This is a genomic window from Streptococcus mitis (assembly GCF_003942685.1).
In the GTDB taxonomy this organism is placed as follows: domain Bacteria; phylum Bacillota; class Bacilli; order Lactobacillales; family Streptococcaceae; genus Streptococcus; species Streptococcus mitis_CD.
In genome coordinates, this window is sequence record NZ_RJNR01000007.1 from 26,151 (window position 1) to 49,521 (window position 23,371).

A 23,371-nucleotide genomic window follows, 5' to 3' on the forward strand; every position below is an offset into this window, starting at 1 on the left:
TAATATGTTAGGAAGTATGTTCGTTGGTCTCCTAGTGGGATTTTTAGCAGGTGCTCTGACCAATCGTGGAGAACGCATGGGATGTTTTGGAAAAATGTTTCTCGGTTGGATTGGTGCCTTTATAGGCCACTTGCTTTTTGGGACTTGGGGACCGATAATAGCAGGAACTGCCATTATTCCGGCAGTACTAGGTTCCATGATTGTCTTAGCGATTTTCTGGAGACGAGGAAGTTAATTTCTTAAATCTGATACTCAATGAAAATCAAAGAGCAAGCTAGCCACAGGTTGCTCAAAGCACTGTTTTGAGGTTGTAGATAGAACTGACGAAGTCAGTAACATATATACGGCAAGGCGACGTTGACGCGGTTTGAAGAGATTTTTGAAGAGTATGAAACGAAAAGGAGGTTGGTCATTGTACCAGCCTCCTTTTGAGTATGATATAATAGTTCTATGAGATTAGATAAATTTTTAGTTGCCTGCGCTGTAGGGAGCCGGACAGAGGTCAAAAACATGCTCAAGACTGGGCGCGTGACTGTAAATGGTAAAAAAGAGAAATCAGCTAAATTGCAGATTGATGAAAAAATAGATGAGATTCGCTTTGATGGGCAAGTGTTGGAGTATGAAGAGTTTGTCTACTATATGATGAACAAGCCCCAAGGTGTTATTTCAGCGACTGAGGATCCTAAGCACAGAACCGTTCTGGACTTGTTGGATGACTTGGCGCGTAGCAAGGAAGTTTTCCCAGTAGGACGCTTGGATATTGACACGCATGGCCTTTTGCTCTTGACCAATGATGGTCAGCTGGCTCATGCTCTTCTTTCGCCCAAGCGTCATGTGGACAAGACTTATCTTGCACAAGTCAAGGGAATCATGACCCAAGGAGATGTGGAGACATTTGCTGAGGGTATTCCTCTCAAAGACTTTACTTGTCAACCCGCTAAACTGGAGCTTGTGTCTATAGATACAGAAAAGAATCAAAGCCAAATCCGTGTGACCATTGCAGAAGGGAAGTTCCATCAGGTCAAACGAATGGTTGCCTATTGCGGCAAGGAAGTAGTAGACTTGCAACGTTTGACTATGGGAACTTTAGTCTTGGATGAGAACTTAGAACGAGGAGAATGGCGTCGCTTGACCAAAGAAGAATTAGAAGTTCTCCGTGCTGGTATTGTTTAATTTAGTTTATATTTGAAAAAGGTGAGGAAGAATGTCCTTGCCTTTTATGTTTTTCAGTTGCTTCCTTTGTGAAAAGAGTTATAATAGACTGTAGAATAAAAGGAGGACTCTATGAACGCGATTCAAGAATCATTTACTGATAAACTATTTGCCAACTATGAAGCAAATGTCAAATACCAAGCAATTGAAAATGCTGCTAGTCATAACGGAATTTTTGCAGCCCTAGAACGTCGCCAAAGCCATGTAGACAATACGCCTGTTTTCTCATTGGATTTGACCAGGGACAAGGTCACTAACCAGAAGGCTTCTGGTCGTTGCTGGATGTTCGCAGCCCTCAACACCTTTCGCCACAAACTCATCTCGCAATACAAATTGGAAAATTTTGAGTTATCACAGGCCCACACATTCTTCTGGGACAAGTATGAGAAATCAAACTGGTTCTTGGAGCAAGTCATTGCGACTGCAGACCAAGATTTGACGAGCCGTAAGGTTAAATTCCTACTTCAAACTCCACAACAAGATGGCGGTCAATGGGATATGGTCGTTTCTCTCTTTGAGAAATACGGTGTCGTGCCTAAGTCAGTTTACCCTGAGTCTGTTTCATCTAGTAGCAGCCGTGAGTTAAATGCCATTCTCAACAAATTGCTTCGTCAAGATGCTCAAATCTTGCGTGACTTGCTTGCTTCTGGTGCTGACAAAGCGACTGTTCAATCTAAGAAAGAAGACCTCTTGCAAGAAATTTTTAACTTCCTTGCTATGTCATTGGGTCTTCCGCCACGTAAATTTGACTTTGCTTATCGCGATAAAGATAACAACTACCAAAGTGAAAAGGGCATTACACCACAAGAGTTTTACAAGAAATATGTCAATCTTCCTCTAGAAGACTATGTTTCTGTTATCAATGCCCCAACTGCTGATAAACCATACGGTAAATCGTACACAGTTGAGATGTTGGGGAATGTCGTTGGTAGCCGCGAGGTTCGTTATATCAACGTTCCAATGGAGCGCTTGAAAGAATTGGCGATTGCCCAAATGCAAGCAGGTGAGACTGTTTGGTTTGGTTCTGATGTCGGCCAGCTCAGCAACCGTAAAGCTGGAATTCTTGCGACAGATGTTTATGACTTTGAATCAAGCATGGATATTAAACTCATTCAAGACAAGGCTGGACGTTTGGACTACAGTGAGAGCTTGATGACCCACGCTATGGTCTTGACAGGTGTGGATTTGGACGAAAATGGGAAGTCAACCAAGTGGAAGGTTGAAAATTCTTGGGGAGACAAGGTCGGTACAGATGGTTACTTTGTTGCCTCAGACGCTTGGATGGACGAATACACTTATCAAATTGTTGTTCGTAAGGAATTACTAACAGCAGAAGAACTAGCTGCCTATGAAGCAGAACCAATCGTCCTTGCACCATGGGATCCAATGGGTGCCTTGGCCGAATAAAAGTATAGAAAAAAGGAATCAGATTTTAGAACCTGATTCCTTTTAAGTTGCTTGATTACATGATGTGAAGAACATGTGCCACAATACCCACTGCGAAGAGTACAAGGATAATAGTGATTGGAGATACTTTTTTCTTAAGCAAGTACATGCAAAGGAAAGTAAGGAGTAGTCCTGATAGTCCAGGGATCAACATATCCAAGTTTTGTTGGAAAGTAGTAACTTTTTCAGGTGTTTGAGACAATCCTTGTCCTACTTGTGCGAATGCTTCTTGGATACCTTTAGATCCTTCTGGCAATTTATCCCAATGGATATAAGCCTTTTCATCTAGTTGAACTTTGGCAACATCGAAAGCAAATTTAATATTTACCCAACGTTGAACAAGGACAGCAAGAATGAACATACCAAGGATAGAAGCTCCTTTAGTGATGTCTTGAAGGATACCGCCAGACATATCTTTAGTGATTTCTGATCCAGCCTTGTATCCAATCTCTTGTGTATACCACAAGAATGACATACGAATCAAGTTCCAAAGAACGAAGAAGAGGATTGGACCTAAGATATTACCAGTAAGGGCAAGTGAAGCACCGAGTGATCCAAGGATTGGGCGTACTGTAAACCAGAATACTGGGTCACCGATACCAGCAAGAGGTCCCATCATACCGATTTTAACCCCTTGGATAGCAGCGTCATCAATTTCAACACCGTTAGCACGTTCTTCTTCAAGTGCAAGAGTAACCCCCATGATTGGAGCGGCTACGTATGGGTGAGTGTTGAAGAACTCAAGATGGCGTTCAAGAGCAGCGATTTGATCTTCTTTTTTAGTGTAGAGTTTTTTAAGAGCTGGAATTAATGAGTAAGCCCAACCCAAGTTTTGCATACGTTCATAGTTCCAAGAACCTTGTAAGAAAGTTGAACGCCACCAAACTTTTTTACGATCTGATTTAGTTAATTGAAGTTTTTCAGTCATGATGTTTTCAGTCCTTTCTTATCTTAGTAGTCTTCTAGGATATCGCCGATTGGGTCGTTAGAAGTTGCGGCTCCACCGCCACCGTTTCCACCAGTTTTAGAAAGGTGAAGGTAGATAAGAGCGATAGCAACACCGATAGCACCAAATCCGATTAGAGTAATATCTGACACGGCAGCAAGCACGAAACCGATAGCGAAGAATGGCCATACTTCACGAGTTGCCATCATGTTGATAACCATAGCGTAACCAACGGCAACAACCATACCACCACCGATAGCCATACCATCTTTAAGCCAATCAGGCATAGCATTTAGAATGCTTTGTACTGTTTCAGTTGGTACCATTAGAAGGAGTGCTGCAGGGACTGCAATACGAAGACCTTGAAGAAGAAGTGCGACAAAGTGAGCACGTTCAACTGCTTTGAAGTCACCTTTTTTAGCAGAAGCATCAGCAGTGTGAACCAATCCGACAGAGAGTGTACGGACAATCATAGTCAAGAATAGACCAGCAACTGCAAGAGGGATAGCAACCGCTTGGGCAACACCGATACCTGTCTTAGTAAAGTCGCCACCAAGAACCATGATAATGGCAGCAGCAACAGAAGCAAGAGCAGCGTCAGGAGCTACGGCAGCTCCGATGTTAGCCCAACCAAGGGCGATCATTTGAAGAGAACCACCAAGGATGATCCCTGCTTCAAGGTTACCAGTAACAAGACCGATAAGGGTACAAGCTACGATTGGTTGATGGAATTGGAACTGGTCGAGGATACCTTCAAGACCTGCTAGGAAGGCTACAACGACTACTAAAACCATAGAAATAATAGACATCTTTAAAATCCTTTCATAAAATCGATTATTGCACGTTTGCTTTGTTGATCAAGTCAAACAAATCTTTTTTGGTGTCGTTTGGTACTTTACGTACATCAAATTCAACACCAAGGTCACGCATTTTTTCAAATGTAGCAACGTCTTCTTTATCCATAGACAAAACGTTGTTAACCATTGTTTTACCAGTTGAGTGAGCCATTGATCCAACATTAAGAGTTTTGATTGGCACGCCACCTTCGATAGCACGAAGGGCATCTTGAGGTGTTTCAAACAAGATAAGGGCATGTGTTCCTCCGAAGCGAGGATCTTTTGCAACGTCGATTAGTTTTTGGATAGGAACAACATTTGCTTTCACTTTACCTGGAGCTGCTTGTTTAATCAATTCTTTACGTAATTCGTCTTTAGCTACGTTATCTGAAGCAACGATAATACGGTCTGCTTTTGAATCTGGAGTCCAAGCAGTTGCAACCTGACCGTGAAGGAGACGTGTGTCAAGACGAGCAAGATTGATTTTCAATTTACCATCCCCGATAACAGTTCCTTCTGGGATAGCAGCTTGGGCAACTGGAGCAGCTGCAGCAGTTGCAACTTCTTCAGCTGGATTTAACTCTTCTGGAAGAGCTTTGATGCCATCTTTGGCTTCTTTAATGATATTAGCAGCGACTTTTTCTACACCTGCAGCAGCGTCCATTAGGCGCTCTGTATAGGCTTGAATCAACATCGGTAAGTTAAGTCCTGTGATGATGGCAAACTTACGCTCAGGATTTTCTCCCATCACGCGGCTAGCTTGGTTGAATGGAGATCCACTCCAAAGGTCAGCCAAAACTAGAACCTCATCTTCTGCGTCAAATGCAGCAACAGCGTTATTAAACTTAGCGTATAAATCATCAGGACCTTCATTTGGCATAAAGGTTACAACTTGAACCTTTTCTTGTTCACCAAAGATCATAGATCCTGACTGATGAATACCCGCAGCAAATTCGCCGTGGCTCGCAATAATGATTCCGATACTCATTATTGTCATTCCTCCTTTTTTGTTTTAGTTTTCGTTTAAGAAAACTTTAAGACTAAATAAGTATAAACCGTTTTCATCTAAAAATCAACTATTTATCATAAAATAATTAAAAAGATTACATCTGAAAATGTTGATATATTAAGTTTTTGAGAACTTTTTTGAATCCTTATTTAAAAATTTAATATAAAAAAGTTGGAAGAAGCTTCCAACTTTTAAAATAGGTTTTTATTAAATTAGTGGGTGAAGTCGAGTACCATACGTCCTTGGATTTGACCTTTTTCCATTTCGTCGAAAACAGCTACCGCATCTTCTACTGGACGTTTTTGGACAACTGGGACTACCAAACCTTCTGCACCAAATTGGAAAGCTTCTTCCAAGTCTTTACGAGTTCCTACAAGAGAACCGATAACTTGGATTCCATCAAGAACGGTTTTCACGATGCTGAGTTCCATCATTTCAGAAGGAAGACCAACAGCAACCACGCGACCACCGGCACGAACTGAGTCAACAGCCTGGTTGAAGGCAACTTTAGACACAGCAGTTACGACAGCTGAATGAGCTCCACCATCAGTTTTTTCCTTGATGAGTCCAGGTACATCTTCAACTTCGAGGCCGTTAATAACAATGTCAGCGCCTACTTCTTTTGCAAGGGCAAGTTTGTCGTTATTGATATCAACTGCGATGACATGAGCATTGAATACTTTTTTAGCATATTGAACTGCGAGGTTACCAAGTCCACCAGCACCGTAAAGAACAACCCATTGGCCTGGTTCAACTTTGGCTTCTTTAATAGCTTTATAGGTTGTTACACCAGCACATGTGATAGAAGAAGCTTGAGCTGGATCAAGTCCATCAGGAACTTTAACAGCATAGTCTGCAGTTACGATACATTGTTCAGCCATACCACCATCTACTGAGTAGCCGGCATTTTTCACTGTACGGCAAAGGGTTTCGCGACCAGTTGTACAGTATTCGCAAGTGCCACATCCTTCAAAGAACCAAGCAACGCTGACGCGGTCGCCGACTTTAAGGCTTTTTACATCTGGGGCAATTTCTTTAACGATACCAACACCTTCGTGTCCAAGAACACGTCCTGGTACCTGACCGAAGTCGCCATGAGCAACGTGGAGGTCAGTGTGGCAAACACCACAGTACTCAATTTCTACAAGTGCTTCCCCAGTTTCAAGTGGACGGAGTACTTTTTCTTCAATAGCAACACCAGTGCTTTCTGGATTTACAACAACAGCTTTCATAGCTATCCTCCTTGATATTAACTGAGAGCAGGAGAAACAGGACTGGATTGATTTTGTGTCAACAGAGTCGAGTGTGACGAGCTCTCTTGTATTTATATGTGAAGTATATCACAAAAGAAAGCCTTTTCCAAGGTCTTGGAGGTAAAAAGTAGAATAATCAATTAACTGGTTGATGAGACTGTGAAAAGAACACAAAGACCAGCCCGCAAGCTGGTCATACTCTTCGAAAATCAAATTCAAACCACGTCAGCTTCGCCTTGCCGTACTCAAGTACTGCCTACGGCTAGCTTCCTAGTTTGCTCTTTGATTTTCATTGAGTATCAGTATGGACTATAAGAATAAGTCTTGCAGGGTTTTGGCAACACCGTCTTGGTCATTGGTCAGAGAAATTTGCTCATCTGCATAGGGGAGTAGCTCAGGATTGGCATTTTTCATTGCATAACCTTTCCCAGCAAAAGCGAGCATTTCGGTATCGTTGTGTTCATCTCCAAAGGCAATCAAATCCTTTTTGTTACGGTTCATTACCTTGAGCAAGTAGTCCAAAGCAAAGGCCTTATTGACTCCTTTTGGGGTACACTCAAGGATATTGAGCGGACCTCCCCAGGTATTGATAGACAGTTGATGCTGGTAGAAGGCGTTCATTTCTTTTGCCAAGGCATATTTGTCACTGGCTCTAGTCTGCAACAGAATGCAGTTAGGATCCTTGGTTACCAACTCAGGCTGAAATTGATTTTCAGGCTGGAAAGCTTCTACACCAAATAGTTTGGGATTAGCAATTTCTTCATTAGGATTTGTAATGTAGAATTTTTTACGATATTCTCCAGCGATAAAATCGGCTAGAATGTTCTCTGAACGTTGAACCATGTCTAGCAGATATTTTTTGTCCACCGTCAAACACTTTTCAAAGTTCCAAACTTGGTCTGGTAAATGAGTAAGGGAGCCGTTGAAATTAATCATAGGAGTGTTTAAGCCCAGTTCACGGTAAAAATCTTTTGACATACGGTAAGGGCGACCTGTCGTAATAATAACCTGATGGCCTTTTTCAGTAATTTTTTTGATGGTTTTTTTGGTAAAGTCAGAAATTTGACTGTCTGAGTTGAGCAAGGTTCCATCTAGGTCAACTGCAATAATTTTTTTTGTCATATGGACCTTTCTAGTGTCTTTTCAGATAAGATGTCTACTATTATAACAAAAAGCAGGCAGAAAAACAGATTCCAAACAAAAAATAAAATTCCATCAAATTCTTAAATAAATCAAACAAAGATATTGAAAAAGTGAATGATAAATGATATAATTCTATTATTGTTCGTAAAAATTAGAAGGAGATTGATAATGGACAAATTATTTAAACTAAAAGAGAATGGTACAGACGTTCGTACAGAGGTTCTCGCTGGTTTAACAACTTTCTTTGCAATGAGCTATATTCTCTTTGTAAACCCACAAATGCTTTCACAAACAGGGATGCCTGCTCAGGGTGTATTCCTCGCGACGATTATTGGTGCAGTAGCGGGTACCTTGATGATGGCTTTTTACGCTAACTTACCTTATGCCCAAGCACCAGGTATGGGACTTAATGCCTTCTTTACCTTTACAGTTGTATTCGGGCTTGGTTATTCATGGCAACAAGCCCTAGCTATGGTCTTCATCTGTGGGATTATTTCATTGATTATTACCTTGACAAACGTTCGTAAAATGATCATTGAATCGATTCCAAATACCCTTCGCTCAGCTATTTCAGCCGGTATCGGTGTCTTCCTTGCCTATGTAGGGATTAAGAATGCTGGACTTTTGAAATTTACGATTGATCCAGGTAACTATACTGTTGTAGGAGAAGGGGCTGACAAAGCTAAAGCAACGATTGCAGCGAACTCTTCAGCGGTTCCAGGATTAGTTGACTTTAATAATCCAGCTGTTTTGGTGGCTCTTGCAGGACTTGCTATCACAATCTTCTTTGTTATCAAAGGAATTAAAGGGGGAATTATCCTCTCTATCTTGACAACAACTGTTCTTGCTATCGCAGTTGGTTTGGTAGATTTGTCTAGTATCGATTTTGCTAATAACCATGTTGGTGCAGCCTTTGAAGATTTGAAGGTAGTTTTTGGTGCAGCTCTTGGTTCAGAAGGTTTGGGAGCTTTGATTTCAGATACAGCTCGCTTGCCTGAAACTCTGATGGCCATTCTAGCCTTCTCATTGACAGATATTTTTGACACGATTGGTACCTTGATCGGTACAGGTGAAAAAGTTGGTATCGTAGCGACAAATGGTGAAAACCACCAATCAGCTAAGTTGGACAAGGCTCTTTACTCTGACTTGATTGGTACTTCAATTGGCGCCATCGCTGGTACTTCGAACGTAACGACTTATGTTGAGTCTGCTGCTGGTATCGGTGCAGGTGGACGTACTGGTTTGACAGCCTTGGTCGTGGCAATTTGTTTTGCGATCTCAAGCTTCTTTAGCCCACTGTTAGCTATCGTACCTTCATCTGCTACAGCTCCAATCTTGATTATTGTTGGAATTATGATGCTTGGTAGCTTGAAAAATATCCATTGGGACGATATGGCTGAAGCGGTTCCTGCTTTCTTCACATCTATCTTTATGGGATTCAGCTACTCTATCACTCAAGGGATTGCAGTTGGTTTCTTGACTTACACTTTGACTAAGCTTGTCAAAGGTCAAGCTAAAGATGTTCATGTCATGATTTGGATTTTGGATGCCTTATTTATCCTTAACTATATTAGCATGGCCTTATAATAGGATTATCCAGGGGGATTTTTCCCCTTTTTTAATACAAAGGAGATAGGTGATGAAAGAGAAAAATATGTGGAAAGAATTATTGAATCGTGCAGGTTGGCTGTTAATCTTTTTTCTAGCGACAATTTTATATCAGATTCCTATAGGGGTTACTGCTATTTTAACTTTAAATGAAGTACCACTGTTGCAGTCAGGACTGATAGTTGCAGGAATTTCGATTGTGATTCTGGTGCTATTTATTATTGGAGCTCGTAAAACGCAATTAGCAAGTTTTAATTTTTCTTTTTTTAGAGCTAAGGATCTAGCACGTTTGGGCTTGAGTTATTTAGTTATTATCTGTTCAAATATACTTGGTTCCATCTTGTTGCAACTGTCAAATGAGACGACAACAGGGAACCAGTCTCAGATTAACGATATGGTTCAAAATAGTTCTTTGATTTCTAGCTTTTTCTTGCTAGCCTTGCTTGCTCCAATTTGTGAGGAAATCTTGTGCCGTGGGATTGTTCCTAAAAAGATTTTCCGAGGAAAAGAGAACTTGGGATTTGTAGTCGGTACGGTTGTGTTTGCTTTATTGCATCAACCAAGTAATTTACCTTCTTTATTGATTTATGGAGGTATGTCGATCGTTCTGTCTTGGACGGCTTACAAGACCCAACGTTTGGAAATGTCTATCTTGCTTCACATGATTGTGAATGGGGTTGCTTTCTGTTTGTTGGCTCTTGTGGTGATCATGAGTCGGACATTAGGGATTTCTGTTTAAGATTTTTGACAATTGCTTACATGTTTCTACTGGGAAAAAGATGAATGCAATCGTGTCCATCTTTTTCTTTTTATGGTAAAATAGAGAAATAATATGGTGAAAAGCCTTGAGGGAGTGACCGATATGTCAACTAAAGTAAATCATGCAAAGACAGCTATTTGCGGAATTATCAATGTAACCCCAGATTCCTTTTCGGATGGTGGTCAATTTTTTGCTCTTGAGCAGGCACTCCAGCAGGCTCGTAAATTGATAGCAGAAGGGGCTAGTATGCTAGATATCGGCGGAGAATCGACTCGGCCGGGAAGTAGCTATGTTGAGGTTGAGATAGAAGAGGAAATCCAGCGTGTTGTTCCAGTGATTAAAGCGATTCGCAAGGAAAGTGATGTCCTCATCTCTATTGATACTTGGAAGAGTCAGGTGGCAGAGGCTGCTTTGGATGCTGGTGCCAATATAGTCAATGATATCACTGGTCTTATGGGTGATGAGAAAATGGCCCATGTGGTTGCTAAGGCTGGTGCGAAAGTAGTCATTATGTTTAATCCAGTCATGGCGCGACCTCAGCACCCTAGCTCGCTCATCTTCCCTCATTTTGGTTTTGGTCAAACCTTTACAGAAAAAGAGTTAGCTGACTTTGAAAAAATGCCAATTGAAGACTTGATGGAGGCTTTCTTTGACAGAGCCCTATCGAGAGCGGACGAAGCTGGAATCGCACAAGAAAATATCCTGTTGGATCTAGGAATCGGCTTTGGTCTGACCAAGAAAGAAAATTTGCTTCTTTTACGGGATCTGGATAAACTACATCAGAAGGGCTATCCAATCTTTCTTGGAGTGTCGCGTAAGCGCTTTGTCATCAATATCCTTGAAGAAAATGGCTTTGAAGTCAATCCTGAGACAGAACTTGGTTTCCGCAATAGGGACACGGCTTCGGCTCATGTAACCAGTATCGCTGCGAGACAGGGTGTGGAAGTGGTGCGCGTGCATGATGTAGCTAGTCACAGGATGGCAGTTGAAATTGCCTCCGCTATTCGTCTGGCTGATGAAGCGGAAAATTTAGATTTAAAACAATATAAATAAGATGAAAGAAATTGAAAACAATCAGTGGATTGCCAACTATCGGACGGACCAACCGCATTTTGGCTTGGAACGAATGGTGGAATTGTTAGCTTTGCGTGGCAATCCCCATTTCAAACTCAAGGTCATCCATATCGGAGGGACCAATGGCAAGGGTTCGACCATTGCTTTTTTGAAAAAAATGCTAGAAAAGATGGGGCTGAGAGTTGGTGTTTTCAGCTCGCCCTATCTCATTCATTACACAGATCAGATTAGCATCAATGGGGAATCTATCACAGAGGCTAGACTAGAAGCCCTCATGGCAGACTATCAGTCTTTGTTGGAAGGGGAATCGGCTACCAATTTGCAGGGGACAACTGAGTTTGAAATAATTACAGCTATAGCCTATGATTACTTTGCCTCAGAGCAAGTAGATGTGGCTATCATGGAAGTCGGCATGGGTGGACTTTTGGATAGTACCAATGTCTGCCATCCCATTTTAACAGGCATCACGACTATTGGATTGGACCATGTAGCCCTACTTGGTGACACCTTGGAAGCCATAGCAGAGCAGAAAGCTGGTATTATCAAACAAGGTATTCCCTTGGTGACAGGTCGTATTGCTCCAGAAGCTTTGGCTGTGATTGACCGCATTGCGGAAGGGAAAGATGCGCCGAGATTTGCCTACGGGACAGATTATCAGGTCAGCCATCAAAAGAGTGTGGTTACAGGCGAAGTCTTTGACTATACAAGTGCTGTCAGACAAGGTCGCTTCCAGACTGGCCTGCTTGGTTTGCACCAGATAGAGAATACTGGGATGGCTATAGCTTTACTTGATACATTTTGTCAAGAGGATGGTCGAGAGCTAGCAAGTAATGACTTGCTTGCTCAAGCCCTGGAAAAAACAAGTTGGCCAGGGCGTTTGGAAATCGTGTCAAGAGAACCCTTGATGATTTTGGATGGAGCCCACAATCCCCATGCTATCAAGGCTTTATTGACAACCTTGCAAGAACGCTTTGCGGATTATCGTAAGGAAATCCTCTTTACTTGTATCAAAACCAAGGCTTTGGAGGATATGTTAGACTTGCTGGGGGCCATGCCAGATACCGAGCTTACTCTGACACATTTTGACGATAGTCGGGCGACTGATGAAAGCGTGCTGGAAGAGGCAGCTAAGTCTAGAAATCTCAGCTACCAAGATTGGCAGGATTTTCTAGAGCAGAAATTGACAGATAAAAAAGAAGAGAAAAAAACAGTTAGGATTGTCACAGGTTCCTTGTATTTCTTGAGCCAAGTGAGAGCCTATCTGATGGAGAGGAAAAACGAGAATGGATACACAAAAGATTGAAGCAGCTGTAAAAATGATTATCGAGGCTGTAGGAGAAGACGTTAATCGCGAGGGCTTGCAGGAAACGCCTGCTCGTGTGGCCCGTATGTACCAAGAGATTTTTTCAGGGCTTGGTCAAACAGCGGAGGAACATTTGTCAAAATCCTTTGAGATTATTGACGATAATATGGTGGTAGAAAAGGATATCTTTTTCCATACCATGTGCGAACACCACTTCTTGCCATTTTATGGTAGAGCGCATATTGCCTACATTCCAGATGGCCGTGTGGCAGGTTTGTCTAAGCTAGCCCGTACGGTTGAAGTTTATTCGAAAAAGCCACAAATCCAAGAACGATTGAATATCGAAGTGGCCGATGCCTTGATGGAGTATCTAGGTGCTAAAGGAGCCTTTGTTATCATTGAGGCGGAGCATATGTGTATGAGTATGCGTGGTGTCAGAAAACCAGGCACAGCAACCTTGACGACAGTAGCTCGTGGTCTATTTGAAGCAGATAAGGACCTTAGAGACCAAGCTTATCGTTTAATGGGACTATAAAAAGAATCCGCTTTGGGCGGATTTTTCTAGAAAGGAATCATTATGGATCAACTACAGATTAAGGATTTGGAAATTTTTGCCTATCATGGTCTTTTTCCTAGTGAGAAAGAATTGGGGCAAAAGTTTGTCGTTTCAGCTATCCTATCCTATGATATGACCAAGGCGGCTACAGACTTGGATTTAACGGCCTCTGTCCATTATGGAGAACTGTGTCAGCAGTGGACGACTTGGTTTCAGGAGAGCACTGAGGATTTGATTGAAACGGTAGCCTACAAACTGGTAGAACGTACCTTTGAGGCCTATCCTCTTGTCCAAGAAATCAAGTTGGAACTGAAAAAACCTTGGGCGCCAGTGCATTTGCCACTAGATACTTGCTCGGTAACCATTCATCGCCGCAAGCAACGAGCCTTTATCGCCCTAGGAAGCAATATGGGAGATAAACAAGCAAATTTGAAACAAGCCATTGAGAAAATGGGAGATCGAGGCATCCATATTCTCAAAGAGTCCAGTGTCTTGACGACAGAGCCTTGGGGTGGTGTGGAGCAGGATAGCTTTGCTAATCAAGTGGTTGAGGTTGAAACCTGGTTGCCCGCCCCAGTTCTATTAGAGACCTTGTTAGCCATTGAGTCAGAGATGGGACGGGTGAGAGAAGTACATTGGGGGCCTCGTTTGATTGATTTGGACTTGCTCTTTGTGGAGGATCAGATTCTTTATACAGACGACCTCATCTTGCCTCATCCTTACATAGCGGAACGCCTTTTTGTTCTCGAGTCCTTACAGGAAATTGCGCCTCATTTCATCCATCCGACATTAAAGCAACCTATCCGTAACTTGTATAATGCTTTGAAACAATAGAAAAAACTCTAGTTTTCAGTCACTTGCAACTGAAGGCTAGAGTTTTTATACTCTTCGAAAATCTCTTCAAACCACATCAGCGTCGCCTTACCGTAGGTATGGTTACTGACTTCGTCAGTTTCATCTGCAACCTCAAAACGATGTTTTGAGCTGACTTCGTCAGTTCTATCCACAACCTCAAAACAGTGTTTTGAGCAACCTGCGGCTAGCTTCCTAGTTTGCTCTTTGATGTTCATTGAGTATTAAAATAGGTCATTTTCTTCTGGGAGGAGGATAGTCTCTCTACCATCCATGTCTAAAACCAAGACTCTCGGGGGATAAAGAGGGTCGAAAGGGTGGTTAAAGTCAAAATCAATGGCTGTAGGGAGATGTTGACTTGAAAAGTGGAAGGTAATTTTTCCTTGGTTATTGAGCAATTGAAACTCAAGTTCTTCTTCCAATTCAAAGACATTTTTTAAGAAGTGGTCGATGATATACCAAAAAGAGTCAATAACGTCATCAGGCAAGCTGGTAACAATGCCAAAACTAGCTGACCGCATATGGGTATTGGTAAAAGCCATATTCTTTCCCCCTTTCTTTTCCCTTATCATACAGCAAATAGGATTAAAAATCAAGAAAAGGTGATTTTTTCTTCATAAACATAGCTTCCTATGAAATTTTTTCAAATAATCTTCAAAAAATGCTTGAAAGTGTTTACAAATAGTGATAAAATGGAATAAGTAGAATCATGAAAACGAAATTTTCATACCGTCTCTTTTTGGAGTCTCGTGAGGTATGATATAGAAAGGAAATGGAATGAATACAGACGATACAGTAACGATTTATGATGTCGCCCGTGAAGCAGGAGTTTCAATGGCGACAGTTAGCCGTGTAGTCAATGGCAATAAGAATGTGAAAGAGAATACCCGTAAAAAAGTACTTGAGGTGATTGATCGTTTGGATTACCGTCCAAATGCAGTGGCGCGTGGTCTTGCAAGTAAAAAGACAACCACTGTCGGAGTTGTGATCCCAAATATTACCAATGGCTATTTCTCAACGCTTGCTAAAGGGATTGATGATATCGCTGAAATGTACAAGTACAATATTGTCCTTGCTAATAGTGATGAGGATGATGACAAGGAAGTTTCAGTTGTCAATACCCTGTTTTCTAAGCAGGTAGATGGTATCATCTTTATGGGGTACCACTTGACTGAAAAAATTCGTTCAGAGTTTTCTCGTTCTCGAACACCAGTTGTTCTTGCAGGAACTGTGGATGTAGAACATCAGCTTCCAAGTGTCAATATTGACTACAAACAAGCAACGATTGATGCAGTAACCTACCTTGCTAAAGAAAATGAGCGCATTGCTTTCGTAAGCGGTCCGTTAGTGGATGACATCAATGGTAAGGTTCGTTTGGTTGGCTACAAGGAAGCCTTGAAAAAAGCAGGTATTTCTTATAGCGAAGGATTGGTATTTGAATCTAAATACACTTATGAAGATGGTTATGCCTTGGCAGAACGCTTGATTTCATCAAACGCAACTGCAGCAGTTGTAACAGGTGATGAGTTGGCAGCGGGTGTCTTGAACGGCCTTGCTGATAAGGGTGTGTCAGTACCAGAAGAGTTTGAAATCATTACTAGTGATGATTCGCAAGTCTCACGCTTTACCCGTCCAAACTTGACAACTATCGCCCAACCTCTTTATGACCTTGGTGCTATTAGTATGCGTATGTTGACTAAGATTATGCACAAAGAAGAGTTGGAAGAACGTGAAGTTCTCTTACCTCATGGTTTGACAGAACGTCGTTCGACACGAAAACGGAAATAGAAAAAATCAGGGAATCGTGAAGATTTCCTGATTTGTTTTTAGAGAAGAGACTTAGCCTTCCATATAGTCTTTCAAAGCCTGTCCGGTTAGTCCAGCATTGAGGGCAATGAGGAGTTTCAAGCGGGCTTTTTGGGCGTTGAGTTCTTTAACAAAGAAGACACCTGCTTTTTGCAACTGCACGCCCCCACCTTGGTAGGCATAAACAGGTTCTGCAATACCGTTAAAGCATCGTGAAACCAGGGCGACTGGGATTCCTTTTTGTAGAAGGCTTTCTAATTTTTGAGCCGTTTCTTTGGGAACATTGCCCGCCCCGAAGGCTTGGATAATCAAACCGTCCAATTGTTCCAAATCCAGCATATCAATCAGCTCATCTGTCATACCAGCATAAGCCGAGATGATAGGGACTAAGCCTTGTATGTGATTAAGGTCAAAGCGAACACGAGGTTCAGCTGTTTTGAAGTAGAGGATTTCCCGCTTCGTAATCAGACCAAGTGGCCCATGTGTTGGGGTCTGGAAGGTGCCGACGTTGGTCGTATGCGTTTTGGTAACATACTTGGCAGCATGGATTTCATCGTTCATAACAACCAAAACCCCTTTGTCCGCAGCCCTGTCATCGCTAGCCACCCGTAAAGCACTCAGATAGTTATAAACACCGTCGCTGCCGAGTTCGTTAGAGCTACGCATGGCACCTGTTAGAACGATAGGCATATGGGGAACTTCCATGGTATCAAGGAAATAGGCTGTTTCCTCTAAAGTATCGGTCCCGTGTGTGATCACCACTCCATCGTAGTTATCAGCTTCCTCTTTAATTTTTTGGTAGAGGGCCAGCATATGCTTGGGTTTGATATGGGGGCTTGGCAGGTTAAAAAAGTCTAGGGCGTGGACTTGGATTCCTTCAAGAGGATTGGACACATGGTTCATGGGATTATCTGAACTAGTTACAACAGCGCCAGAAGCATCGGCCTGCATGGAAATAGTTCCGCCTGTATGTAAAACAAGGATTTTCTTAGGCATGATTTACTCACTCTTTCTGAAATGTGGTATAATCATTGTATCACAAAAGGGGAGATTGGGATAGGATGGAAGTCAAAGCTGTTTTTTTTGATATCGATGGAACCTTGGTTAACGATCGCAAGAGTGTTTTGAAATCCACTAAGGACGCGATTAAGATTGTCAAAGAACAAGGGGTGCTTGTTGGTGTAGCAACGGGTCGAGGACCTTTTTTTGTTAAGGAATTGATGGACGATTTAGATCTAGATTTCGCAGTAACCTATAATGGCCAGTATATCTTTACTAAAGACAGAGTCTTGTTCACGAGTCCTATTTCCAAGTTACATTTGCGCCAGCTTATTACGTATGCTAAAAAAGAGGGTAAGGAGATTGCCCTAGGGACCAAGGATGCCATGTTGGGTTCTAAAATCATGTCCTTTGGTTTGGGTTCTTTTTCCCAACGAATCAGTCGCTTCGTTCCCTCGGTTTTAACTCGGACAGTGAGTCATTCCTTTAATCGTATGGTCAGCAAGGTTGTTCCCCAAAAGGAAGAAGACCTACTTGATCTAATGAATCAGCCCATTTACCAAGTTTTGATGCTGATGACGCCAGAAGAATCTGAGAAGGCGGCGGCTGATTTTGAAGATTTGAAATTGACACGTAGCAATCCTTTTGCAGCAGATGTCATCAATCAAGGAAACTCTAAATTGGAAGGCATTCGACGAGTCGGGAAAGAATATGGTTTTGATCTCAACCAAGTCATGGCCTTTGGTGACTCAGATAACGACCTAGAAATGCTGGCGGGTGTCGGTATGTCGGTCGCTATGGGAAATGGTAGTAGCAGTGTCAAGGAAGTGGCCAAGCACATCACCACTAGCAATCAGCAAGACGGAATCCACAAGGCCTTGGAACATTTTGGTGTTCTGGCCTCAGAAAAAGTCTTTGTCAGCCGTGACTATCATTTCAATAAGGTCAAGACCTTCCACCACATGATGGATGAACGGACCCAAGAAGAACCACGAGCTTGGGATTTAGAAGGTGCAACCCACAGGGCTGGCTTTAAAATAGAAGAATTGGTGGAGTTTGTTCGAGCAGCCAGTCCCTCTGAAGAGGACTTTGGTCAAGCACTATCGCAACTTCATCAAGCTCTTGATAAGGCAGCAGATAAAGTAGCTAAGAAGACGCCTGCTCAGCAAGATTTGATAGGGCAGGTAGATGCCCTGATTGACACGCTTTATTTTACCTATGGTAGTTTTGTTTTGATGGGGGTGGATCCAGAACGTATTTTTGATATTGTTCATCAGGCCAATATGGGGAAAATTTTCCCAGATGGCAAGGCTCATTTTGATCCAGTGACCCACAAAATCTTAAAACCAGATGATTGGGAAGAAAAATATGCTCCAGAACCTGCGATTAAAAAGGAACTGCAGCGCCAGCTCAAGGCTTATGAACGCCATAAAGAGAGAAATAATACTCAATGAAAATCAAAGAGCAAACTAGGAAACTAGCCGCAGGCTGTACTTGAGTACGGCAAGGCGACGTTGACGTGGTTTGAAGAGATTTTCGAAGAGTATAAATAGTAAACAAAAAGGAGCTAGGGGCTCCTTTTCTTTGTGATTATAAGGTTTTTTCTTGTTCTCTCACCACCAGCAAATCGACCTTAGCATGGCGGAGAATGTATTCAGATGAAGAACCGACCAAGAGGCGTTCAAAGGCGTTGAGACCAGTTGCGCCAACGAGGATGAGGTCCACTTCTTCAGCATCGGGAATAGTACGTGCCAAGAGGGTTTTTGGATTTCCCATTTCAATGACGATATGAACATCTGCCACACCAGCATCTTTAGCACGTTTTTCGTACTCTTTCATCAGACTTTCAGCGTCGACTTGGAGTTCTTCGTAAACTTCAGCATCAAAGGTGGATACGCTTTGGAGCGCGCGTGTGTCAATGACATGTGCGATGGTGAGCTTAGCGTCGTTTCGTAGAGCAGAATGAACTCCCTTGACAAAAGCCAAGTCCGCTTCTTTAGAACCATCGATTGCGACCATGATATTTTGGTAACGTTGTGCCATAATGAAACCTCCTGAAATTTTCTTACTATTATTGTAAACCTTTTCACTATAGAAGTAAAGTAAAAAAAGTATTTTTCAAAAGAATGTTAGCGCTTAAAAACTATATAAATATATGATAAAATAAAAGAAAGGATAGCAGGAAACAAGTGAAGGGAGGGAGAATGATGAAAAGCTCTTTTCAAGAAACAAAAAATTCAAATTTCCTTTATTATGGAATCATCCTAGCTTCAGTCTTGCTAGAAGTTATCATGGTCTGGCAATTAGAGAAGCTAATTCCGCTTCTCTATCCAGGTTTTGTTGGCTTTTTAGTCTTTCACCTACTCTACCATTTTCTATTATTCCTGGTTGCAAAACGAAGTGGGCGTTGGGATTACTTGATGATATGGGGGCTTTTCCTCATGTTCAATCTTCTTTATGACTCCTTTTTAGGCTTGCTTTTTCTAGGTTTATCTTTTGGTATGTGATGTGACTTTCGCAAAATACCTGCTATCTCCCCTGTCTTGACCTCGCTTTTAGCGAGGTTTTTCTTCTATCTTAATCTAGTAAAACATTTCAGCAAACTTGTCGCATTCTCTTTCTAGTGGTATAATGTTACTATCCTGATGAATTGAGGAAACAAGATGAAAGAATATAACAAGTCTAGTAAGTTAGAGCATGTTGCCTATGATATCCGTGGTCCTGTTTTGGAAGAAGCCATGCGTATGCGAGCAAACGGAGAAAAGATTTTACGTCTGAATACAGGAAATCCAGCAGAATTTGGCTTTACAGCGCCAGACGAGGTCATTCATGACTTGATTATGAATGCGCGGGATAGTGAAGGTTACTCTGACTCCAAAGGGATTTTCTCAGCCCGTAAGGCCATTATGCAGTATTGTCAACTGAAGAAATTTCCAAATGTAGATATTGATGATATCTACCTTGGAAATGGTGTTAGTGAGTTGATTGTCATGTCCATGCAGGGGCTTTTGGACAACGGGGATGAGGTTTTGGTACCAATGCCAGACTATCCTCTCTGGACAGCCGCTGTCAGCCTAGCTGGAGGAAATGCCGTTCACTATGTCTGTGATGAAGCTGCAGAATGGTACCCAGATATTGACGATATTAAGTCAAAAATCACTTCCAATACCAAGGCAATCGTCCTTATCAATCCAAATAACCCAACTGGAGCCCTTTATCCTAAGGAACTCTTGCTGGAGATTATTGAGATTGCCCGTCAAAATGATTTGATTATCTTTGCGGATGAAATTTACGACCGCATGGTCATGGATGGTCATGTGCATACGCCTGTCGCTAGCTTGGCACCAGATGTTTTCTGTGTCAGCATGAATGGTCTATCAAAATCTCACCGTATCGCTGGTTTCCGTGTAGGTTGGATGGTCTTGTCTGGACCTAAGACTCATGTCAAGGGCTATATCGAAGGGCTCAATATGCTGTCCAATATGCGCCTTTGCTCTAACGTTTTAGCTCAACAAGTCGTGCAAACTTCCTTGGGTGGTCACCAATCAGTCGATGAATTGCTCCTTCCAGGTGGTAGGATTTATGAACAAAGAAACTTCATCTACAATGCTATTCAAGATATTCCAGGTTTGTCTGCGGTTAAACCCAAGGCTGGGCTCTATATCTTCCCTAAAATCGACCGCAATATGTACCGTATCGATGATGATGAGCAATTTGTCCTTGATTTCTTGAAGCAGGAAAAGGTTCTCTTGGTTCATGGTCGAGGCTTCAACTGGCAGGAACCAGACCATTTCCGTATCGTTTACCTTCCTCGTGTTGATGAACTAGCCCAAATCCAAGAAAAGATGACTCGTTTCTTGAAACAGTATCGTAGATAGGGCTTACATTCGAAAAAGCTGGAAACATTTGTCTAGAGCTATTGACAAAAGTGAAAGAATCAGATAGAATAGTAAAGTATGTTTAGTAACTGATCACTTTATAGCCGGCTAAACGAATACAAAATCTATGAGGAGGTATTCATCGTGAAACGTACTTATCAACCAAGTAAACTTCGTCGTGCGCGCAAACACGGATTCCGTAACCGTATGTCAACTAAAAACGGTCGTCGCGTATTGGCAGCTCGTCGTCGTAAAGGACGCAAAGTTTTGGCTGCATAATCCAAACGAATTCTATCAAAAATCAGTAGGAACTCGAGTCTACTGATTTTTATTTTTGTAAAAAAGTACAAAAAGCTTTATGTTTTTACTTAAATAGTGTATAATATTTCACATACTGTAAAATTGGAGAATAATCATGAAGAAATCAAAAGTTATGCTTTTTGGAGCTATGGCTTTGACAGCAGGTCTAGCTTTAGCAGCATGTGGGTCTTCCCAATCAAGTAATGCAGATAAAACCTACTCTTATGTATTTGCCAGCAATCCGGATACATTGGACTACATTACTTCAACACGTGGTTCCACTTCTAGCATCACAACCAACTTGATTGATGGTTTGTTGGAAAATGACCGGTATGGCAATCTCATTCCTTCTATGGCTGAGTCATGGACTGTGTCAAAAGATGGTTTGACCTACACTTATAAAATCCGTCAGGGAGCTAAATGGTACACTTCTGAAGGAGAAGAGTATGCGGACGTAACAGCTCATGACTTTGTGACTGGTCTCAAGTATGCGGCTGATAAAAAGGCTGAAAACTTGTACTTGGTACAAGACTCTATCAAAGGGCTAGCAGACTATGTTGAAGGGAAATCATCTGATTTTGGGACTGTTGGTGTTAAGGCGGTGGATGATTACACACTACAATACACCCTCAATCAACCAGAGACTTATTGGAACTCTAAAACAACAGCAAGTATCCTTAGTCCGGTAAATGAAGCCTTCTTGAAGGCTAAGGGAGATGACTTTGGAAGTGTGACACCGTCAAGTATCTTGTCAAATGGTCCTTACTTGTTTAAGTCCTTCACATCCAAATCTTTGATTGAATTTGATAAAAATCCTAACTATTGGGATAAGGACAATGTCAAAATTGAGAAAGTGAAACTCTCTTTCTTTGACGGTTCAGACCAAGATAGTTTGGCCCGAGGTTTCTTAGAGGGAAACTATACAGACGGACGTATCTTCCCTACAAGTTCAGTGTTTGCTGAACTCAAAAAGGGGAATGAGGACAAGATTACCTACACACCGCAAAACTCACTTACTTTCTATTATCTTTTCAACGTTAATCGTCAAAGCTACAAGCAGACTATGAAACAGTCTGATAAGGAAAAGACAGATTCACGTGCAGCTATGCAAAATAAGGATTTCCGTCAGGCTATCAACTTTGCCTTTGACCGTCATGCCTATGCAGCACAGACAAATGGTGAAGATGGAGCAGATCGTATCTTGCGTAACACAGTTACACCAAGTAACTTTGTCCAAGTTGGCGATAAGAACTTCGGTGACATTGTCAATGAGAAAATTGTCAACTACGGTAAAGATTGGGCAAACATCAACCTAAATGATGGTAAGCAAGCCTTCTTGAATCCTGAAAAGGCCAAAGAGAAGTTTGCTAAGGCCAAAGAAAGCCTGCAAGCTCAGGGAGTAACTTTCCCAATTCATTTGGATATGCCAGTTGACCAAACTGCTAAGTTAGATGTGCAACAGGCTGGCTCTTTCAAACAAACTGTGGAAGAAACTCTTGGTAAGGATAATGTAGTTATCGACGTTATCCAACTTTCTCCAGATGAAAAAGACCAGGCAACTTTCTTTGCGGACACCGCCGATCAAAAGGATTACGACATTGATATCTCGGGTTGGAGTGGGGACTTCTCAGATCCGAAAACCTATCTTGATCTCTTGGATCCAGACTCTGGTTCTCAGTTGAAAAACATGGGCTTGTCTGAAGGAAAAGATAAGGAAGTTAAGGACAAGATTGGTCTTTCTGACTATAAGAAACTCTTGGATCAGGCTGATGCGGAAATCACAGATACTCAAGCTCGCTATGAAAAATTTGCCGAAGTTCAAGCTTGGTTGACAGATAGTGCTCTCTTCCTACCGGTTCAAAGTGGAGGAGCTAATCCAATTTTCCGTAAGACAGTTCCGTTTACAGGTCCATTCTCATTTGTTGGGCACAAAGGAGATTCTGACAACTACAAATATGTTGAATTGCAAAAAGAGCCAGTAACTGCTAAACAGTACCAAGAACTCTATGAAAAATGGCTGAAAGAAAAAGCTGAGTCAAATAAAAAAGCTCAGGAAGATTTAGCTAACCACATTCAATGATATTCCTAGTCATGCTTTTCAGTTAATACTCTTCGAAAATCTCTTCAAACCACGTCAGCGTTGCCTTACCGTATATATATGTTACTGACTTCGTCAGTTCTATCTACAACCTCAAAACAGTGTTTTGAGCTGACTTCGTCAGTTCTATCTACAACCTCAAAACAGTGTTTTGAGCTGACTTCGTCAGTTTCATCTACAACCTCAAAGCAGTGCTTTGAGCAGCCTGCGGCTAGCTTCCTAGTTTGCTCTTTGATTTTCATTGAGTATAGGCATAGTGACTGGTTTCAGAAAAAGGCCTTATCAGACGCTT

24 protein-coding genes are annotated in these 23,371 nt (G+C 41.9%); 15 read left to right on the plus strand and 9 right to left on the minus strand.

Annotation, left to right across the window (positions count from 1 at the left end; translation table 11 throughout):
• The first annotated feature begins 4 nt into the window (after nucleotides 1–4).
• The 3 genes from D8855_RS06215 to pepC all read left to right on the plus strand — a co-directional run bounded on the left by D8855_RS06215 (nucleotide 5) and on the right by pepC (nucleotide 2,619).
• On the plus strand, nucleotides 5–235 hold the full coding sequence (locus D8855_RS06215; RefSeq protein ID WP_049487295.1) for a GlsB/YeaQ/YmgE family stress response membrane protein: 231 nt from the start codon (nucleotides 5–7) through the stop codon (nucleotides 233–235).
• A 215-nt stretch (nucleotides 236–450) separates the two neighbouring features.
• Entirely contained in the window at nucleotides 451–1,173 is a 723-nt protein-coding gene (locus D8855_RS06220) for a pseudouridine synthase (RefSeq protein WP_125416578.1), read from the plus strand.
• A 111-nt stretch (nucleotides 1,174–1,284) separates the two neighbouring features.
• On the plus strand, nucleotides 1,285–2,619 hold the full coding sequence (pepC, locus tag D8855_RS06230; RefSeq protein ID WP_125416580.1) for an aminopeptidase C: 1,335 nt from the start codon (nucleotides 1,285–1,287) through the stop codon (nucleotides 2,617–2,619).
• Nucleotides 2,620–2,674: 55 nt separating this feature from the next.
• Here the strand turns inward: pepC and D8855_RS06235 are convergent, their stop codons facing one another.
• The 5 genes from D8855_RS06235 to D8855_RS06260 all read right to left on the minus strand — a co-directional run bounded on the left by D8855_RS06235 (nucleotide 2,675) and on the right by D8855_RS06260 (nucleotide 7,824).
• Nucleotides 2,675–3,586, minus strand: a complete 912-nt coding sequence (locus D8855_RS06235) for a PTS system mannose/fructose/sorbose family transporter subunit IID (RefSeq protein ID WP_049492745.1) — start codon at nucleotides 3,584–3,586, stop codon at nucleotides 2,675–2,677.
• Between the two features lie 23 nt (nucleotides 3,587–3,609).
• Complete coding sequence (locus D8855_RS06240) at nucleotides 3,610–4,413, minus strand: PTS mannose/fructose/sorbose transporter subunit IIC (protein WP_000022716.1); 804 nt, start codon at nucleotides 4,411–4,413, stop codon at nucleotides 3,610–3,612.
• Between the two features lie 25 nt (nucleotides 4,414–4,438).
• The gene (locus D8855_RS06245) at nucleotides 4,439–5,428 is read right to left on the minus strand and encodes a PTS sugar transporter subunit IIB (protein WP_049547111.1); all 990 of its coding nucleotides are present in this window, start codon (nucleotides 5,426–5,428) and stop codon (nucleotides 4,439–4,441) included.
• Nucleotides 5,429–5,661: 233 nt separating this feature from the next.
• Nucleotides 5,662–6,681, minus strand: coding sequence for an alcohol dehydrogenase AdhP (adhP, locus tag D8855_RS06250; protein ID WP_049547110.1), 1,020 nt, complete (start codon nucleotides 6,679–6,681; stop codon nucleotides 5,662–5,664).
• A 330-nt stretch (nucleotides 6,682–7,011) separates the two neighbouring features.
• Nucleotides 7,012–7,824, minus strand: coding sequence for a Cof-type HAD-IIB family hydrolase (locus tag D8855_RS06260; RefSeq protein WP_125416582.1), 813 nt, complete (start codon nucleotides 7,822–7,824; stop codon nucleotides 7,012–7,014).
• Between the two features lie 189 nt (nucleotides 7,825–8,013).
• Between D8855_RS06260 and D8855_RS06265 the strand changes: the two genes are divergently transcribed.
• The 6 genes from D8855_RS06265 to folK all read left to right on the plus strand — a co-directional run bounded on the left by D8855_RS06265 (nucleotide 8,014) and on the right by folK (nucleotide 13,980).
• Nucleotides 8,014–9,432, plus strand: a complete 1,419-nt coding sequence (locus D8855_RS06265) for an NCS2 family permease (protein WP_125416584.1) — start codon at nucleotides 8,014–8,016, stop codon at nucleotides 9,430–9,432.
• Between the two features lie 52 nt (nucleotides 9,433–9,484).
• Entirely contained in the window at nucleotides 9,485–10,192 is a 708-nt protein-coding gene (locus D8855_RS06270; protein WP_185757570.1) for a CPBP family intramembrane glutamic endopeptidase, read from the plus strand.
• Between the two features lie 93 nt (nucleotides 10,193–10,285).
• Nucleotides 10,286–11,266 (plus strand): dihydropteroate synthase, encoded by a 981-nt coding sequence (folP, locus tag D8855_RS06275; protein WP_000240982.1) that lies wholly within the window; start codon nucleotides 10,286–10,288, stop codon nucleotides 11,264–11,266.
• Between the two features lies 1 nt (nucleotide 11,267).
• Nucleotides 11,268–12,590 (plus strand): bifunctional folylpolyglutamate synthase/dihydrofolate synthase, encoded by a 1,323-nt coding sequence (locus D8855_RS06280; protein WP_125416588.1) that lies wholly within the window; start codon nucleotides 11,268–11,270, stop codon nucleotides 12,588–12,590.
• The gene (folE, locus tag D8855_RS06285) at nucleotides 12,571–13,125 is read left to right on the plus strand and encodes a GTP cyclohydrolase I FolE (RefSeq protein ID WP_125416590.1); all 555 of its coding nucleotides are present in this window, start codon (nucleotides 12,571–12,573) and stop codon (nucleotides 13,123–13,125) included. Before D8855_RS06280 ends, folE begins: the two co-directional genes overlap by 20 nt.
• Before the next feature lie 42 nt (nucleotides 13,126–13,167).
• Nucleotides 13,168–13,980, plus strand: coding sequence for a 2-amino-4-hydroxy-6-hydroxymethyldihydropteridine diphosphokinase (gene folK / locus D8855_RS06290; RefSeq protein WP_125416592.1), 813 nt, complete (start codon nucleotides 13,168–13,170; stop codon nucleotides 13,978–13,980).
• Between the two features lie 8 nt (nucleotides 13,981–13,988).
• Here the strand turns inward: folK and D8855_RS10560 are convergent, their stop codons facing one another.
• Nucleotides 13,989–14,216: a hypothetical protein gene (locus D8855_RS10560; RefSeq protein WP_260467326.1), complete on the minus strand. Its 228-nt coding sequence runs from the start codon at nucleotides 14,214–14,216 to the stop codon at nucleotides 13,989–13,991.
• Between the two features lie 6 nt (nucleotides 14,217–14,222).
• Nucleotides 14,223–14,540, minus strand: a complete 318-nt coding sequence (locus tag D8855_RS06300) for a DUF960 domain-containing protein (RefSeq protein ID WP_000886035.1) — start codon at nucleotides 14,538–14,540, stop codon at nucleotides 14,223–14,225.
• 235 nt (nucleotides 14,541–14,775) lie between these two features.
• Here D8855_RS06300 and ccpA point away from each other — a divergent pair, with 235 nt between their 5' ends.
• Nucleotides 14,776–15,786: a catabolite control protein A gene (gene ccpA, locus D8855_RS06305; RefSeq protein WP_001090628.1), complete on the plus strand. Its 1,011-nt coding sequence runs from the start codon at nucleotides 14,776–14,778 to the stop codon at nucleotides 15,784–15,786.
• 51 nt (nucleotides 15,787–15,837) lie between these two features.
• Here ccpA and D8855_RS06310 read toward each other — a convergent pair whose 3' ends face one another.
• Nucleotides 15,838–16,800, minus strand: coding sequence for an asparaginase (locus D8855_RS06310; RefSeq protein WP_049551593.1), 963 nt, complete (start codon nucleotides 16,798–16,800; stop codon nucleotides 15,838–15,840).
• Between the two features lie 65 nt (nucleotides 16,801–16,865).
• Here D8855_RS06310 and D8855_RS06315 point away from each other — a divergent pair, with 65 nt between their 5' ends.
• Nucleotides 16,866–18,257 carry a Cof-type HAD-IIB family hydrolase gene (locus D8855_RS06315; protein ID WP_049487902.1) on the plus strand — a complete coding sequence of 464 codons (1,392 nt, stop codon included), beginning with the start codon at nucleotides 16,866–16,868 and terminating at the stop codon, nucleotides 18,255–18,257.
• 136 nt (nucleotides 18,258–18,393) lie between these two features.
• Here the strand turns inward: D8855_RS06315 and D8855_RS06320 are convergent, their stop codons facing one another.
• Nucleotides 18,394–18,846 (minus strand): universal stress protein, encoded by a 453-nt coding sequence (locus D8855_RS06320; protein ID WP_000079148.1) that lies wholly within the window; start codon nucleotides 18,844–18,846, stop codon nucleotides 18,394–18,396.
• Nucleotides 18,847–19,007: 161 nt separating this feature from the next.
• Between D8855_RS06320 and D8855_RS06325 the strand changes: the two genes are divergently transcribed.
• The 4 genes from D8855_RS06325 to D8855_RS06340 all read left to right on the plus strand — a co-directional run bounded on the left by D8855_RS06325 (nucleotide 19,008) and on the right by D8855_RS06340 (nucleotide 23,061).
• The gene (locus tag D8855_RS06325; RefSeq protein ID WP_033681216.1) at nucleotides 19,008–19,310 is read left to right on the plus strand and encodes a hypothetical protein; all 303 of its coding nucleotides are present in this window, start codon (nucleotides 19,008–19,010) and stop codon (nucleotides 19,308–19,310) included.
• A 156-nt stretch (nucleotides 19,311–19,466) separates the two neighbouring features.
• Complete coding sequence (locus tag D8855_RS06330; protein WP_000666476.1) at nucleotides 19,467–20,681, plus strand: pyridoxal phosphate-dependent aminotransferase; 1,215 nt, start codon at nucleotides 19,467–19,469, stop codon at nucleotides 20,679–20,681.
• Nucleotides 20,682–20,825: 144 nt separating this feature from the next.
• Entirely contained in the window at nucleotides 20,826–20,960 is a 135-nt protein-coding gene (rpmH, locus tag D8855_RS06335; RefSeq protein ID WP_000831905.1) for a 50S ribosomal protein L34, read from the plus strand.
• A 136-nt stretch (nucleotides 20,961–21,096) separates the two neighbouring features.
• Complete coding sequence (locus tag D8855_RS06340; protein ID WP_033681219.1) at nucleotides 21,097–23,061, plus strand: peptide ABC transporter substrate-binding protein; 1,965 nt, start codon at nucleotides 21,097–21,099, stop codon at nucleotides 23,059–23,061.
• Nucleotides 23,062–23,371 lie beyond the last annotated feature (310 nt).

What these genes read in the sequence shown, in the direction of transcription:
- D8855_RS06215 (WP_049487295.1), top strand. Translation starts at nt 5, where the DNA reads ATGTTAGGAAGTATGTTCGTTGGTCTCCTAGTGGGATTTTTAGCAGGT.
- D8855_RS06220 (WP_125416578.1), top strand. Translation starts at nt 451, where the DNA reads ATGAGATTAGATAAATTTTTAGTTGCCTGCGCTGTAGGGAGCCGGACA.
- pepC (WP_125416580.1), top strand. Translation starts at nt 1,285, where the DNA reads ATGAACGCGATTCAAGAATCATTTACTGATAAACTATTTGCCAACTAT.
- D8855_RS06235 (WP_049492745.1), bottom strand. Translation starts at nt 3,586, where the DNA reads ATGACTGAAAAACTTCAATTAACTAAATCAGATCGTAAAAAAGTTTGG.
- D8855_RS06240 (WP_000022716.1), bottom strand. Translation starts at nt 4,413, where the DNA reads ATGTCTATTATTTCTATGGTTTTAGTAGTCGTTGTAGCCTTCCTAGCA.
- D8855_RS06245 (WP_049547111.1), bottom strand. Translation starts at nt 5,428, where the DNA reads ATGAGTATCGGAATCATTATTGCGAGCCACGGCGAATTTGCTGCGGGT.
- adhP (WP_049547110.1), bottom strand. Translation starts at nt 6,681, where the DNA reads ATGAAAGCTGTTGTTGTAAATCCAGAAAGCACTGGTGTTGCTATTGAA.
- D8855_RS06260 (WP_125416582.1), bottom strand. Translation starts at nt 7,824, where the DNA reads ATGACAAAAAAAATTATTGCAGTTGACCTAGATGGAACCTTGCTCAAC.
- D8855_RS06265 (WP_125416584.1), top strand. Translation starts at nt 8,014, where the DNA reads ATGGACAAATTATTTAAACTAAAAGAGAATGGTACAGACGTTCGTACA.
- D8855_RS06270 (WP_185757570.1), top strand. Translation starts at nt 9,485, where the DNA reads ATGAAAGAGAAAAATATGTGGAAAGAATTATTGAATCGTGCAGGTTGG.
- folP (WP_000240982.1), top strand. Translation starts at nt 10,286, where the DNA reads ATGGTGAAAAGCCTTGAGGGAGTGACCGATATGTCAACTAAAGTAAAT.
- D8855_RS06280 (WP_125416588.1), top strand. Translation starts at nt 11,268, where the DNA reads ATGAAAGAAATTGAAAACAATCAGTGGATTGCCAACTATCGGACGGAC.
- folE (WP_125416590.1), top strand. Translation starts at nt 12,571, where the DNA reads ATGGATACACAAAAGATTGAAGCAGCTGTAAAAATGATTATCGAGGCT.
- folK (WP_125416592.1), top strand. Translation starts at nt 13,168, where the DNA reads ATGGATCAACTACAGATTAAGGATTTGGAAATTTTTGCCTATCATGGT.
- D8855_RS10560 (WP_260467326.1), bottom strand. Translation starts at nt 14,216, where the DNA reads ATGAACATCAAAGAGCAAACTAGGAAGCTAGCCGCAGGTTGCTCAAAA.
- D8855_RS06300 (WP_000886035.1), bottom strand. Translation starts at nt 14,540, where the DNA reads ATGGCTTTTACCAATACCCATATGCGGTCAGCTAGTTTTGGCATTGTT.
- ccpA (WP_001090628.1), top strand. Translation starts at nt 14,776, where the DNA reads ATGAATACAGACGATACAGTAACGATTTATGATGTCGCCCGTGAAGCA.
- D8855_RS06310 (WP_049551593.1), bottom strand. Translation starts at nt 16,800, where the DNA reads ATGCCTAAGAAAATCCTTGTTTTACATACAGGCGGAACTATTTCCATG.
- D8855_RS06315 (WP_049487902.1), top strand. Translation starts at nt 16,866, where the DNA reads ATGGAAGTCAAAGCTGTTTTTTTTGATATCGATGGAACCTTGGTTAAC.
- D8855_RS06320 (WP_000079148.1), bottom strand. Translation starts at nt 18,846, where the DNA reads ATGGCACAACGTTACCAAAATATCATGGTCGCAATCGATGGTTCTAAA.
- D8855_RS06325 (WP_033681216.1), top strand. Translation starts at nt 19,008, where the DNA reads ATGATGAAAAGCTCTTTTCAAGAAACAAAAAATTCAAATTTCCTTTAT.
- D8855_RS06330 (WP_000666476.1), top strand. Translation starts at nt 19,467, where the DNA reads ATGAAAGAATATAACAAGTCTAGTAAGTTAGAGCATGTTGCCTATGAT.
- D8855_RS06340 (WP_033681219.1), top strand. Translation starts at nt 21,097, where the DNA reads ATGAAGAAATCAAAAGTTATGCTTTTTGGAGCTATGGCTTTGACAGCA.